Below are 13,508 nucleotides of genomic sequence, written 5' to 3' on the forward strand. Positions count from 1 at the left end.
AACATCTATAATTTATATTTGCAAGCGCTTACAATATAAAAGCACTCTCACTAGATTAAAAGTGCAAATGATTCAACGACTTCCTATTACTTTAGTCTTGAAATGATATCACAGTTGGATTAGTCCGAAATGACTCAACTAAAACAGATTGGATATCTAGTCTAATAATTACTTTGTTATTGAAATTATCTGCTAGTTCTTTTATCTCACTGTGCTTCACGATCTCGTCTTTTAGGGCATCATTTTCAAGTACTGTTGGCATAATATTATTAGAACTTATCCTTATACCCGTTTCTTTGTCAAACCACGTTGTTAAAGAGACTTTTTTAGTATCATGGATGTTCTGAACACGTTTTGATTTTTTATCAGTGACCACATACCAGACATTTTCTTGCTGTTTTGACTGTTTGAAAGTTAGAATACTTGATGTCATCACCCCATCATTTGAAAGCGTTGATAGAATTACAATGTTCTCTAACTTTTCTAATGCTGATTGGAAAGCATGCTGTTGATTAGTATTGGTGCTTAAACTAAATTTCTTTTTTTGCTTCATAATCGTTAAAGCAGTTAATGGCACAATTAAAATAATATAACCGATAACAGTTAAAATAAGCGATTGATAAAAATAGCCTTCAACACCAATCACTTTCACACAGTACATTGCAACAAATACTGTTATTAAAAAAATAATAAACAATTGAATAAACCTTTTTGCATACATTATCATACTCCTCCACTTCACAATGTAAATACTATCATACTTTCTCTAAATATAAAATATCATGAAAAAAACTAAATAAAAAAGTCAGTCCTAATATTTATTAGAATTGACTTTTTTATGAATTAAAATTGAAGTTGTACCCAAGAAATATTTTTCTCTCTATATGCGAAAAGAGTATACCAAAGGAGATAGCGGGATTTGAACCCGCACACCGCCAAAAGCGGCTCGACGGATTTCGAGTCCGTTGCAGTACCAGATTGTGCCATATCTCCATAATGAAGAACAAAAATGTCCTTCAATACATGTTAAATTTAGTTAGATGCCTTACGACGTTTAGCTGACTTTTCACGTTCTGCTGTGTTCAAAATTGCCTTACGGATACGTACGTTTTCAGGCGTTACTTCAACGTATTCATCATCATTCAAAAATTCTAAACTAGCTTCCAAATTCATCAAACGAGGTGTCTTGATTGATGAAGTTTGGTCTTTGTTTGATGAACGAACGTTTGATTGTGGCTTTAACTTTGTCACGTTAACAGAAATATCATTGTCACGTGCATTCATACCAACAATCATGCCTTCATAAACATCAACACCAGCACCGATAAACATTTGCCCACGATCTTCAACACCCATAATCGCATAGTTTGTAGTTGTACCTTGAGTAATTGAAACCAAAGCACCATTACGACGACCAGGCTCCCAATTACGAACAACTGGGCGGTATTCAGCATAAGTATGGTTAAAAATACCATAACCACGTGTTGCTGACATAAATTCAGTTGAATAACCAATTAATCCACGTGAAGGTGCCATATATGTCAAACGTGTTTGACCATTACCAACTGACTCCATGTTTTCCATTTCACCTTTACGTTGGTTCAATGAATCAATAACAGTTGATGCATATTCATCGGGTGTATCAATTTGTACAGATTCATAAGGTTCTGACTGTACACCATCAATCTCACGATAGATAACTTGTGGACGTGAAGCTTGTATTTCGAAGCCTTCACGACGCATTGTTTCAATCAAGATTGACAAATGCAATTCACCACGTCCTGATACTAACCAAGCCCCAGCTTGACCTATATCTTCAACACGCAAAGATACATCAGTATGCAATTCACGACGCAAACGATCTTCAATTTGGCGAGCCGTAACAAACTTTCCTTCACGACCTGCAAAGGGACTGTCATTTTGACGGAAAGTCATTTGCAAAGTTGGTTCATCAATACGTAAGATTGGTAGTGGATCTGGATGTGCAGGATCTGCAACAGTTTCACCAACTGAAATATCATCCATACCAGAAACAGCAATCAAATCTCCAGCCTTAGCTTCATTAATATCAACTTGATCCAAACCAATGAATCCAGCTAATTTAGTAACACGGAATGATTGCGTTGTACCGTCAAGCTTCAACACTTCAACGTTATCACCCATCTTGATTGTGCCACGTTTAACACGTCCAATACCGATACGACCAACAAAATCATTATAGTCCAACATAGCAACTTGGAATTGTAATGGTTCATCAGAATTATCAACAGGTGCTGGGATTGTTTCAAAGATCTTGTCAAAGACGGGCTTCATTGTGTGTTCTTGATCTTCAACTATTGGTGACAATGATGATGTTCCATTCATAGCTGAAGCAAAAATAACTGGGAAGTCTAAGCGTTCTTCATCAGCACCTAGTTCAATAAACAAATCCAAAACTTCATCGACAACTTCTGATGGACGTGCACCAGGACGATCAACTTTGTTAACCACCACAATTGGTGTCAAGTTCTGTTCAAACGCTTTTTTCAAAACGAAACGTGTTTGTGGCATGGTACCTTCAAAGGCGTCCACAACCAACAAGACACCATCAACCATACCCATGATACGTTCAACTTCACCACCAAAATCAGCGTGTCCAGGTGTATCCAAAATGTTGATTTGCTTGTCTCCAACCTTAACGGCTGTGTTCTTTGACAAGATGGTGATACCACGTTCTTTTTCGATATCGTTTGTATCCATTGCACGATCACCCAATTCTTTGCGTGAGTCCAATGTATCTGATTGTTTTAAAAGTTCGTTAACCAACGTCGTCTTTCCATGATCGACGTGGGCAATGATAGCGATGTTACGAATATCTTCGCGATTTGCCAATTTCCTAGTGCTCCTTTAATTTAATGCCACTTATCTCATAGTAAAAGCTAGGGTCAGTTGCGCCCTAGCTTTTATGCAACGCTAAAATATCACGATGCGCACGATTTGTAGCCACTAATACTATGTTTGATGATAACATATCTAATGGTTGTCCGTCAATATCTGAAACGGATAAACCTAATGTTTTTGCTAAAACTTGACCAGCAGCAAAATCCCATGGCATCATTTTAGACGAATAGCCGACAGCTTGACCTCTAATCACACGAATGAAGGACGGTCCAGCAGCACCTATCACGCGATAACCTAAAGCTGCCTTCGCAATATGATCGTACCCAAACATACCGTAAAGTAGCCGAGCGCCACTGAGTAATACGATGCCTTGAGCAAGCGATTCATCCATAGGAGGCGTTAATCGTAATTGATTAGCAAAAACACCAATTTCCGGTCCACCATGATACACTGTATTATTGACAACATCTAAAATCCACCCTAAAACTGGCTGATTATCAATATACAAGGCAATCATAATTGCAAATTCTTCACGTTCTTTCACAAAATTCATTGTGCCATCAATCGGGTCAACAAACCAAACATGCCCTTTCATATCGCGTTGCTGATCACCAAAACCTTCTTCACTCACAATGTGTGCCTCTGAATCATAAGCACGAATTTTTTGATTAATCAACTTTTCATTGGCACGATCCACATTTGTGACTAAATCACGGACGTCACTTTTTGTTCCAACAGTTAATTCATCTTGCATAGCAGCAATTGTTTTTGTTCGTAATTCTTCAAGCCATAATAATACTGTCTGATCAATGTCTTGAATTTCAAATCGGCGTAAAGTCATCCGCGTACCTTATCTTTTGTTGTTTGTTGGGCGAGTTTCATCGTTTGATAAATACTATGCCCCGTTTGCCGCTCAAAATTTTTATCAAATTGTTTCTGCTCACTTTTTGAAACAATGACATCACGAAAAGCCTTATAACGTGACATTAGTGTTGCTTTTGAAACACCAGTTTCATACACGTTAAGTACACTATCTACAAAATTTGAGATTGTTACTATATCTTCAGTGGTCCAATTGCCATCAATTGGTAATGTATAATTTTCATTCATACTTCTATTTTAACATGTTGTTTAGTTTGATATACTAATAAATGAGGTGAAAAAAAACATGACAATTAGATTTACAATGGACAAGATAACACGCGATGGGGATCCTGTGTTACGTCAAATAGCAACAGAAGTTAAATTCCCACTAAGTGACGAATATGCACAACTAGCCAAAGATATGATGACTTATCTTGTTGTTTCGCAAGATGACCAAAAAAATGAAAAATACGGTTTACGCCCTGGTGTTGGACTTGCTGCCCCACAAGTCGGTTATTCATTAAAAATGAGTTCAGTCTTAATCCCGGCATTAGATCCACACGAGCACGATGAAGAAACCCCCTATTTTAAAGGTACTATTTTCAATCCTGTCATTATTTCAGAATCAGTGAAAAGAAGTGCGTTGGAAGTCGGTGAAGGTTGCTTATCCGTTGATGAAGATATCCCTGGATTTGTTCCCCGCGCCAATCGTATTACAGTCCGCTACCAAGATGAAAGTGGTGACACACATACCATTAAGTTAAAGGATTACCCAGCTATTGTGTTTCAACATGAAATCGATCATCTGCATGGCCACTTATACTATGACCATATTGATTTAAAAGCCCCTTGGCAAGTCAATGATGATACAAAATATATAGATTAACCAAAAAAGCAGTTACCAACTAAGTATCTGCTTTTTATTTAGCATTAATTATAGTTAATTTTTATAATATTGATAGTCTTGACGTTGTGCAAATTGTTATAGACTAAAAATCGGTGTCTCAGGCAACATAAACGCCCAAAAAACCGATTTTCTAACTTTACAATTTATCAAAGAAACTTTTCTTTTTTGTGCCATCAGTTGCTTCTTGGAATGCTTCCAAAGCCTTCTTCTGACCCTTGTTTAACTTAGTTGGTACATCAATTTTGACAATAATATACTGATCACCGTTTCCAGTACCACGTAAGCGAGGTGCTCCCTTGCCACGCAAGCGGAATCGTGTACCAGTTTGTGTTCCAGCTGGTATCTTTAAACTAACATCCCCATGAACTGATTTGACTTGAATTTCATCACCTAATGTAGCGCTGACAAAATCAATCTTCTCTTCTAAGTAAATATCTGCGCCGTCACGTTCAAATCCATCTTTAGATGGTGCAACTTGGAAAACAACAAACAAATCACCACGTGGACCACCGTTAGCACCTTCTTCACCTTGACCAGCAAGACGCATTTGTTGACCAGTTTCAACACCTGCAGGTACGGTAACTTCAATTTCATGAGCACCATCACCACGATTGAACTTGATTGTGTCTTTCTTACCAAAAATAGCTTCTTCAAAGTTTAGACGCATGCGGTACTGTAAATCTTGACCTTTACGCGGACGATTAGGATCAAAACCGCCACCAAACATTTGGCTGAAAATATCACCCAAATCGGAAAAGTCACCAAACCCGCCTTGTTGCCCTTGCTGATAGCCACCAAATCCGCCTTGTCCACCAAAACCACCATTGGCTCCTGCTGGTCCAAATTGGTCATATTGCGCACGCTTCTGTTCTTCACCAAGCGTTTCAAAGGCTTCTTGTACTTCTTTATACTTTTCCTCTGCCCCTGCTTCATGGTTTAAATCGGGATGGTACTTTTTAGATAACTTACGATAAGCTTTTTTAATTTCATCTTGCGTCGCATTCTTATCAACACCAAGACGCTCATAATATTCTGTATTGTTCAATTACCCGCTCCTTTTAAATTATGTACACAAACCGCATTCAGTGGCGTGCGGTTTGTTTAAATAGATTAAACTATTAAATTACTTCTTGTCTTTATCAGGATCAACTTCTTCAAAATCACCATCAACCGTATTATCATCAGCTGACTTAGCTTCACCTTCAGCACCTTCTTGTGGTGCTGCTTGTTGATATAACTTCATAGCTAATTCTTGTGCTACTTTTGCTAATTCATCTGATTTAGCCTTCAAGTCTGCCAAATCAGCATCTTCAGCAACTGCTTCTTCTTTAGCTTTCTTCAAAGCTTCCAAAGCGTCTTGTGTAGGCTTTTTATCGTCATCACCCAACTTGTCGCCAACTTCTTCTAATGTTGCTTCTGTAGAGAAGATCAATTGGTCAGCTTCGTTACGTATATCAACAGCTTCCTTCTTCTTTGCATCAGCTTCTTCATTAGCCTTGGCCTCGTTCATCATTGCTTCGATTTCTTCATCTGACAAACCACCAGCAGCTTGAATGGTAATCTTTTGTTCTTTTTGCGTACCCAAATCTTTAGCAGAAACTGATACAATGCCGTTACGGTCAATGTCAAATGTTACTTCAATTTGTGGTACACCGCGCTTAGCAGCAGGAATATCTGATAATTGGAAACGACCCAAAGTCTTGTTATCAGCAGCCATTGAACGTTCACCTTGAAGCACGTGAATATCTACGGCTGGTTGATTGTCAGCAGCAGTTGAGAATACTTGTGACTTTGAAGTAGGAATTGTTGTGTTACGGTCAATCAATTTAGTGAACACACCACCCATTGTTTCAATACCTAATGACAAAGGTGTTACATCCAAAAGAACAACATCCTTAACATCACCAGTAATCACACCACCTTGTACAGCAGCACCCAAAGCAACAGCTTCATCAGGGTTAATTGAGTGGTTAGGTTCCTTACTTGTCAATTTCTTGACAGATTCTTGAACTGCAGGAATACGTGTTGATCCACCGTTCAAAATCACTTCATCGATGTCTGAGAATGATAAACCAGCATCCTTAAGCGCCTGCAATACAGGTTGTTCAGCTCGCTTAATCAATTCAGCAGTTAATTCATTGAACTTTGCACGTGACAATGATGTTTGTAAATGCAATGGTCCTTGTTCACCTGAAGCAATAAATGGCAAATCAATTTGTGCTTCATTGGCTGAAGACAAAGTCTTCTTTGCTGACTCAGCAGCATCCTTCAAACGTTGCAATGCCAACTTATCATCTTTCAAATCAACACCATTTTCTGATTTGAATTGTTCAGCCAAGAAGTCAATAATCTTATCATCAAAATCGTCACCACCCAAGTGTGTGTCACCATTTGTTGACAAAACTTCAAAGACACCGTCCCCTAATTCAAGTATAGAAACATCAAATGTTCCACCACCTAAATCATAAACCAAGATTTTTTCATCTTTGTCTAACTTGTCCAAACCATATGCCAAAGCAGCAGCGGTTGGTTCGTTAATAATACGTTCTACTTCCAAACCAGCAATCTTACCGGCATCTTTAGTAGCTTGACGTTGTGCATCGTTAAAGTAAGCTGGTACTGTAATAACAGCCTTTTCAACCTTTTCACCTAAATAATCTTCAGCATAACCTTTAATGTATTGCAAAATCATTGCTGAAATTTCTTGTGGTTGGTAATCTTTACCACCAGCACTAACCTTATATCCTGCTTCACCCATGTGTGACTTGATAGAAATAATTGTATCTGGGTTGGTAATCGCTTGTCGTTTAGCCACATCTCCAACTTGGTTTTCGCCATTTTTAAATGACACAACTGATGGTGTTGTACGACCACCATCTGGGTTTGTGATAATCTTTGGTTCGCCACCCTCAAGGACAGCAACTGCTGAGTTCGTTGTTCCTAAATCAATACCGATAATCTTTGACATGAATATATTCTTCCTTTACTTTTTTAATCGAGTTTAAGCTTTTTAAGGTGTAGTGCGTTGCGCTGAATCACCATGATTATTAATGATATGCTGACGTTGATTTACTTTGCTACCGCAACCATTGCAGGACGGAGAACACGATCTTGCAGGATATAACCCTTTTGCAAGACAGAGGCAATAGCATCTGATTCAACTTCATCTGTTTCAACACTTTGAATGGCTTGATGCTTTGTTGGATCAAATGTTTCCCCAACTTGACCTGTTTCAGAAATACCATTATCTGTTAACGCTTGAACCAAAGTTTTAAGTGTCATTTCAACACCAGTTTTAATTTGCTTAGTAACAGCATCGTCTGCTTCGACTTGTAAAGCACGTTCTAAGTTATCTACGGCTGGCAATACTGCAGTAGCCAACTTCTGTCCCTCATATTTACGCATGCTTTGTAACTCACGCGCATTGCGTTGCTGAATATTTTGTATTTCAGCTTGTGAACGGAGTAGCTTGTCTTCTAATTCTGATATTTTTAATGTCAACTCATTAATTTTTTGTTCTTGCGGATCAACGTCTTCTTTTAATGCATCAACGTCTGATTCATTTTCCTCGATGACCACATCTTCATTAACAACTGCTTCATCTTTTATTTCTTCTTGACTTTTATCTGCCACGTAAGTGACCTCCTAATTTATGTATATTCAATCATTTTCTGACTCAATGCTTCACCAAAAGCATCCATAAGCAATGTATGATGCGCATATGGCATGCGAATTGGTCCGAGCAAAGCAATGATCCCCTCACCTTGATTAGGGACGGTAAATGCTCTTGTCATTAAGCTAAACGGTTTGAGTAATGGTTCCCCAATCTCAGAGCCAATTTTTACTGTAACGCGTCGTCCGTAAGTCGGTGAAACTCTGCGTATGCCGGAAGCCGATGTTAAAAACTCTAACAAACGCTTCAAATCTTTCGTTTCGACATCGTCATCACTAAAGTCCAAAACATTCAACCGACCACCAATATGCACATTATCACCAATTGATCGTGCCAGCACATCACCAAACAGTTGTAAAAAAGCTGCAGGTGTTTCAATCACACGACTCATTTGCGTCGGCAGCTCATCTGATTGCATCATTCGTAAAACTTCCAATACAGGCTGCCCTGTCATCTGATCATTAATGTATTTCACCATACCATCTAAAGATGCCACAGCGAGTTCACGTGGTAACTTGAAAGTCTGACTCGTAACTTTACCATCATTGGTCACCAATACCGCGATCAACTGCTGGTTTTCTAATGGCACTAAACGAAAACCTGATACTTTAACCCCGGAACGCTTTGGCTTTAAAATTAAAGCTGTCGCGCCAGTAAAATCAGATAACGTTCTGGCTGATTCATCAAGTAAATCATCAATTTCATGGAAGTTACCGCGAAACGACTGCATGACCATCACAACATCTTGCTGTGTTGCATGACGTGCCAACATTAAATTATCTAAATAGTATCGATAACCTGATCGTGACGGTACACGTCCAGCTGAAGTATGCAGTTTTTTGATAAGCATCTCAGATTCTAATGCTGCCATCTCGTTACGAATGGTTGCCGAACTAACTTTAATATCTAGTTGTTCTTGTAGACTCTTTGACCCAACTGCATGCGCCGTCTGCGTATACTCATAGATGATGGCATTTAAAATCAACTTTTGCCGTGCTGTTAGCATACCATCACCTCCATTTATATTAGCACTCTTTGCATCTAACTGCTAACAGTTATTATGATACACCTTTTTCAAAATAACGCAACCCTTTTTAGCACTCTTTTTATATGAGTGCTAAATAAAAAAGCACTCAATCATTGTTGCGTGCTTTTAAAATATTGACGTGTCGCTATTTCGTCCTGTTTCAGTTGTTCAATTAAACCATCAATGCCAATAAACTTAACTTCACCACGAAGATAATGATGCCAAGCAATCACTACTTCTTCACCATAAATATCTTGTTTAAAATCTAATATATTAATTTCTACAGTAATTGGATGTTCGTCACCGAAAGTAATATTACGTCCGATACTGGCCATACCCATATACCAAGTATCTGAAATTTTTACCTTTACGGCATAGATACCTATGCCAGGTAACCACTCTAATTCAGGCGTTTTGACATTGATAGTGGGGAAACCTAACTCTCTACCACGCGCTTCCCCATGAACTATCAGACCAGTCGTTGTATAAATACGTCCTAATTGTCGGTTAGCTTTATCAACATCATGTTGTTCTAAGGCACAACGAATCATCGTTGAACCAATTTTTTGATTACTGTCAGTAAACTCCGGCACTTGAACCACATCAAATCTCTGCTGAGCATAGTCAGATAAACGATCCATATTAGATATATCTGGATTACCGCCATATAAATGATCAAATCCAGCAACAACAATGATTGGGTTAAGGCGCATCACAACGTCATCTACAAACGTCTGTGGGGATAATTGTGCTAATTGAGATGTAAATTGCATAACATACATAGTATCGACACCAAGTTCCGTAAGCAAAGCTGCTTTTTGAGATAGCGTCGTTAAATAACGTAAGGGTTCAGTCAAAGTTTTAAAGACAACTACTGGATGTGGGTCATATGTCAGTACGGCTAGAGGCACGCCCAATTGATTAGCTGTAGTCTTTGCGCGTTGAATAACAGCCTGATGTCCACGATGAACACCGTCAAAAAAACCCATTGCAACAACTTGTCGAACCGGCTTTTGAAAATTTTTAATTGGATAATGTAATTTAACGATTTTAGTCATTTTTATTCATTCGTAAATACGTAGCGAGAGCGCCACACATTTTGTTCCCTATCATAAGCATATACTGCCTTAAGTTCACCATGATAAACAAGTTGCAAATAATCATTACTAGGTTCCCATTGGCTAATCTTCTGACCATTTTTAACCGCAAACCATTCGTCATCAGACAATGATTTTATTGGCCATGTGAGTATATCTTGAATGGATATAATATGTTGCAATAGTTCTTCACGTGATAATGTTTTTAACGATTCCAAGGTTATAGCGTCTTCTTGAGTAATACCACTGCCCATTGTGCGCGTTAAACTAGTCATTGTCGCCGGAACGCCTATTTTCTTACCAACATCAACAGCAAGCGTACGAATATATGTCCCTTTTGATACAGTAGCTTCAAAGTTAAATAGCTGGCGTTGATCTACATAGATCACATCAGATGTCCGTTTAAAATTATAAATAATGGCATCACGAATTGGCCGATCAACGCTTTCTCCAGCACGTGCATATTCATATAATCGCTTACCATTTACTTTTACCGCTGAAAACATGGGCGGTGTCTGTTTAATATGTCCTTGCAGCTCTGCAATAGCTTCATCAATCACCCGATTGGAAAATGGTGTTGTGATGGTTGTCTCTTCAACCACCTCGCCGTCCAAATCTTCCGATTCCGTTGCAAAACCCAACGTGATTTCACCAATATAACGCTTTGGACGAGTTTGTAGCTCATCAATTAATTTAGTTGCCTTGCCTAATGCAACCACTAAAACACCATCAACATTTGGATCTAATGTGCCTGCATGTCCAACTCTTCGTTGGCCAATTGCTCGACGTACTTTGGCTACAACATCAAATGATGTCACACCTTTCGGTTTATCAATGACAATGATACCATCAATTATATTACTTGGATTCATTAACAACCTCTTGATTTTGCCAAACATTTTGTCCGGCATATACTGCACCATATCGTACTCGCGGTATCACATTTTCTTCAAAAATAACATAAACTGTTGCATTGCTATTTTTGGCGCTAATTGTACCAATCATATCGCCAGCATGTAATTGTTGTCCGTGACTATACAGCGCTAAACGTGCGTTGTCAGTATCATGCGTCACAACACTCACTACGACTTCAGCGTGATTAACACTTTTAATTGTTAACATATTTTTTTTAGATTCAACAACGATACCTGACACTGGTGACAGAATAGTATAACCATTTGGTAACATCATAAATCCATTTTTACTATGGATTTGGTCATTTTCATCATCAATTTTTTGTAACTGACCGGTAACAGGTGCTACTATAACCGTTAATTCGGATTGACGTGAAATTTGAACAGCATTAATTTGCCCAGTTGTTCTCAAATTTCCGTATTGACTTTTTCTACTGAATAAATTTTGCCACCAACTCATATATTCCTCTTAATTATCTCTACGTAATTGATCGATGTATGTCGATAAACGATGTATGCCTTCGTCAAGATCCGCATCTGATGCTGCATATGAAATTCTGATATATGCCTTCGCTGCCTCACTAAAACCAGAACCTGGGATAACCGCTACCTTACCTTCTTGTGCTAATTTTAACGCAAAGGAATCGCCATCCTCACCTAAATCTGCTGGTAATTTAGCAAAAAGGTAAAATGCACCTTGCGGCGTAACCACATCAAATCCTAACGCTTGCAATTTTGGCACAACGCGGTCTCGACGTGCTTTATAAACTTCACGCATAGTTAGCGGTGTGTCCGTCACATCTCGTAACGCAACTAATGCTGCATCTTGAATAAATGTCGGAATTGCAAAAGTTAGCGTACCGTGAACTTTTTGCATTTCCGCAATGACATTAGCTGATCCTAAAATGAAGCCAACACGATACCCTGTCATAGCATGTGATTTAGATAAGCCGTTAATATAAACAGTTTGCTCAGGAATAATTTCAGCAAATGAAACGTGTTCTTGATCATAGGTCAAAACTGAATAGATTTCATCAGATATTACCCAAATATTATGTTTGACAAATACTTCAGCTAAAGCATGAATCTCATCTCTTGAATAAGTGACACCAGTTGGATTGGTTGGATAATTCATCAAGATTGCGCGAACTGGCACAGTAGCTTGTGCAACAGCCTGATCGACCATTTCTGGTGTCAATTTAAAATGACTTTTAGTTGTATCAATCGTAATTTTAGTGCCATGAGCCAAGCGTAAGGATGAAAAATATGGACCATAGGTTGGTTCAGGTACTAGTAAACCGTCATCCACCCCAAGTAACGTATTTAAAACAACATTAATAGCTTCACTTACACCAAGTGTTACAATCACATTATTCTCATCTTGATAATTTAAATGATACGTTTGATTAAAGTATTTCACAGCTTCTAAACGTAAGGCTAATTCACCTTGACTCTCGGCATAATGTGAACGATTGTTAGTGATTGCATCTGTGGCTGCTTGCTTAATACGGTCATCAACATCAAATCCCGGTTCACCCAATGTCAATTTTAAAACACCAGGAATATCACGGACAGTTTGTTGAAAATTTAGTAGTTTATCTGGTGCCATATTAGTAATTATTGGGTTTAAAGGTTGATTTGAGCTAGTCATATTTGAAATCCTTACTTTTACTTAAGTTTAATGTATTTCCATTTTAACACAAAAAAGCGCTACACTTTGATTGTAGCGTTAATTCATTCACAATTTATTAATTTTCAGAATGCAACTTGCGAATTAAGTCTTCAATATGGTTACCATATTGAACTGACTGATCACGAACAAATTTCAACTCTGGTGTCTTATATACTGTTAATCGTGCCCCTAATTCTTTACGAATAAGGCCATTTGCAGCTTCCAATCCAGCTTGAGCTTTTTTACCATCACTAGCTAAATCCGATAAGATTGAATAATAAACTGTAGCAATCTGCAAATCGCCAGATAATTCAACACTTGTAACGGTGACATCTTGCACGCGCGGATCATTAATCCGCTTTAGCAATAAATCAGTCACATCACGTTGAACTTCTTGTGCTAGACGACCTGCACGTTGTGGGTTAGCCATGGTGTGCCTCTTTCTTTATACAAAAGTTATCTGTTATAGTGTCT

14 protein-coding genes and 1 tRNA gene are annotated in these 13,508 nt (G+C 38.3%); 1 reads left to right on the forward strand and 14 read right to left on the reverse strand.

Annotation, left to right across the window (positions count from 1 at the left end; translation table 11 throughout):
• Nucleotides 1-91 precede the first annotated feature (91 nt).
• From FGL89_RS01485 to FGL89_RS01505, 5 genes are all read right to left on the reverse strand, one after another.
• Nucleotides 92-721 carry a pyridoxamine 5'-phosphate oxidase family protein gene (locus tag FGL89_RS01485; protein WP_147000296.1) on the reverse strand — a complete coding sequence of 210 codons (630 nt, stop codon included), beginning with the start codon at nucleotides 719-721 and terminating at the stop codon, nucleotides 92-94.
• A 183-nt stretch (nucleotides 722-904) separates the two neighbouring features.
• Nucleotides 905-993, reverse strand: a tRNA-Ser gene (locus FGL89_RS01490).
• 39 nt (nucleotides 994-1,032) lie between these two features.
• The gene (typA, locus tag FGL89_RS01495) at nucleotides 1,033-2,871 is read right to left on the reverse strand and encodes a translational GTPase TypA (protein ID WP_014974176.1); all 1,839 of its coding nucleotides are present in this window, start codon (nucleotides 2,869-2,871) and stop codon (nucleotides 1,033-1,035) included.
• Nucleotides 2,872-2,935: 64 nt separating this feature from the next.
• On the reverse strand, nucleotides 2,936-3,721 hold the full coding sequence (locus FGL89_RS01500) for an inositol monophosphatase family protein (protein ID WP_014974175.1): 786 nt from the start codon (nucleotides 3,719-3,721) through the stop codon (nucleotides 2,936-2,938).
• Complete coding sequence (locus tag FGL89_RS01505; protein ID WP_135197311.1) at nucleotides 3,718-3,990, reverse strand: UPF0223 family protein; 273 nt, start codon at nucleotides 3,988-3,990, stop codon at nucleotides 3,718-3,720. The genes FGL89_RS01500 and FGL89_RS01505 overlap by 4 nt, the downstream gene beginning before the upstream one ends.
• Nucleotides 3,991-4,048: 58 nt before the next feature.
• Between FGL89_RS01505 and def the strand changes: the two genes are divergently transcribed.
• Entirely contained in the window at nucleotides 4,049-4,630 is a 582-nt protein-coding gene (gene def, locus FGL89_RS01510) for a peptide deformylase (protein ID WP_014974173.1), read from the forward strand.
• 157 nt (nucleotides 4,631-4,787) lie between these two features.
• Here def and FGL89_RS01515 read toward each other — a convergent pair whose 3' ends face one another.
• The 9 genes from FGL89_RS01515 to rbfA form a co-directional block, all read right to left on the reverse strand.
• The gene (locus FGL89_RS01515) at nucleotides 4,788-5,696 is read right to left on the reverse strand and encodes a DnaJ C-terminal domain-containing protein (protein WP_147000297.1); all 909 of its coding nucleotides are present in this window, start codon (nucleotides 5,694-5,696) and stop codon (nucleotides 4,788-4,790) included.
• A 78-nt stretch (nucleotides 5,697-5,774) separates the two neighbouring features.
• Nucleotides 5,775-7,619, reverse strand: a complete 1,845-nt coding sequence (gene dnaK / locus FGL89_RS01520) for a molecular chaperone DnaK (RefSeq protein WP_147000298.1) — start codon at nucleotides 7,617-7,619, stop codon at nucleotides 5,775-5,777.
• Nucleotides 7,620-7,720: 101 nt separating this feature from the next.
• Nucleotides 7,721-8,260, reverse strand: a complete 540-nt coding sequence (grpE, locus tag FGL89_RS01525) for a nucleotide exchange factor GrpE (protein WP_420844349.1) — start codon at nucleotides 8,258-8,260, stop codon at nucleotides 7,721-7,723.
• A gap of 41 nt (nucleotides 8,261-8,301) precedes the next feature.
• Nucleotides 8,302-9,330, reverse strand: a complete 1,029-nt coding sequence (gene hrcA / locus FGL89_RS01530) for a heat-inducible transcriptional repressor HrcA (RefSeq protein WP_014974169.1) — start codon at nucleotides 9,328-9,330, stop codon at nucleotides 8,302-8,304.
• Nucleotides 9,331-9,461: 131 nt separating this feature from the next.
• Nucleotides 9,462-10,409: a riboflavin biosynthesis protein RibF gene (ribF, locus tag FGL89_RS01535; RefSeq protein ID WP_147000300.1), complete on the reverse strand. Its 948-nt coding sequence runs from the start codon at nucleotides 10,407-10,409 to the stop codon at nucleotides 9,462-9,464.
• A gap of 2 nt (nucleotides 10,410-10,411) precedes the next feature.
• On the reverse strand, nucleotides 10,412-11,320 hold the full coding sequence (truB, locus tag FGL89_RS01540) for a tRNA pseudouridine(55) synthase TruB (RefSeq protein ID WP_147000301.1): 909 nt from the start codon (nucleotides 11,318-11,320) through the stop codon (nucleotides 10,412-10,414).
• On the reverse strand, nucleotides 11,307-11,822 hold the full coding sequence (locus FGL89_RS01545) for a PTS sugar transporter subunit IIA (RefSeq protein WP_014974166.1): 516 nt from the start codon (nucleotides 11,820-11,822) through the stop codon (nucleotides 11,307-11,309). The genes truB and FGL89_RS01545 overlap by 14 nt, the downstream gene beginning before the upstream one ends.
• A 9-nt stretch (nucleotides 11,823-11,831) precedes the next feature.
• A complete protein-coding gene (locus tag FGL89_RS01550; RefSeq protein ID WP_147000302.1) occupies nucleotides 11,832-13,013 on the reverse strand; it encodes an aminotransferase class I/II-fold pyridoxal phosphate-dependent enzyme in 1,182 nt (393 codons plus the stop codon).
• A 97-nt stretch (nucleotides 13,014-13,110) separates the two neighbouring features.
• Nucleotides 13,111-13,464 (reverse strand): 30S ribosome-binding factor RbfA, encoded by a 354-nt coding sequence (gene rbfA, locus FGL89_RS01555; protein WP_014974164.1) that lies wholly within the window; start codon nucleotides 13,462-13,464, stop codon nucleotides 13,111-13,113.
• Between the last annotated feature and the right edge of the window lie 44 nt (nucleotides 13,465-13,508).

It is taken from the genome of Leuconostoc carnosum (assembly GCF_007954525.1).
Classification (GTDB): Bacteria; Bacillota; Bacilli; order Lactobacillales; family Lactobacillaceae; genus Leuconostoc; species Leuconostoc carnosum.

Bases quoted from the DNA above. Each gene is read 5' to 3' on its own strand.
- FGL89_RS01485 (WP_147000296.1), bottom strand. From the start codon at position 721: ATGTATGCAAAAAGGTTTATTCAATTGTTTATTATTTTTTTAATAACA.
- dnaK (WP_147000298.1), bottom strand. From the start codon at position 7,619: ATGTCAAAGATTATCGGTATTGATTTAGGAACAACGAACTCAGCAGTT.
- FGL89_RS01545 (WP_014974166.1), bottom strand. From the start codon at position 11,822: ATGAGTTGGTGGCAAAATTTATTCAGTAGAAAAAGTCAATACGGAAAT.
- FGL89_RS01505 (WP_135197311.1), bottom strand. From the start codon at position 3,990: ATGAATGAAAATTATACATTACCAATTGATGGCAATTGGACCACTGAA.
- FGL89_RS01500 (WP_014974175.1), bottom strand. From the start codon at position 3,721: ATGACTTTACGCCGATTTGAAATTCAAGACATTGATCAGACAGTATTA.
- rbfA (WP_014974164.1), bottom strand. From the start codon at position 13,464: ATGGCTAACCCACAACGTGCAGGTCGTCTAGCACAAGAAGTTCAACGT.
- def (WP_014974173.1), top strand. From the start codon at position 4,049: ATGACAATTAGATTTACAATGGACAAGATAACACGCGATGGGGATCCT.
- truB (WP_147000301.1), bottom strand. From the start codon at position 11,320: ATGAATCCAAGTAATATAATTGATGGTATCATTGTCATTGATAAACCG.
- FGL89_RS01550 (WP_147000302.1), bottom strand. From the start codon at position 13,013: ATGACTAGCTCAAATCAACCTTTAAACCCAATAATTACTAATATGGCA.
- hrcA (WP_014974169.1), bottom strand. From the start codon at position 9,330: ATGCTAACAGCACGGCAAAAGTTGATTTTAAATGCCATCATCTATGAG.
- ribF (WP_147000300.1), bottom strand. From the start codon at position 10,409: ATGACTAAAATCGTTAAATTACATTATCCAATTAAAAATTTTCAAAAG.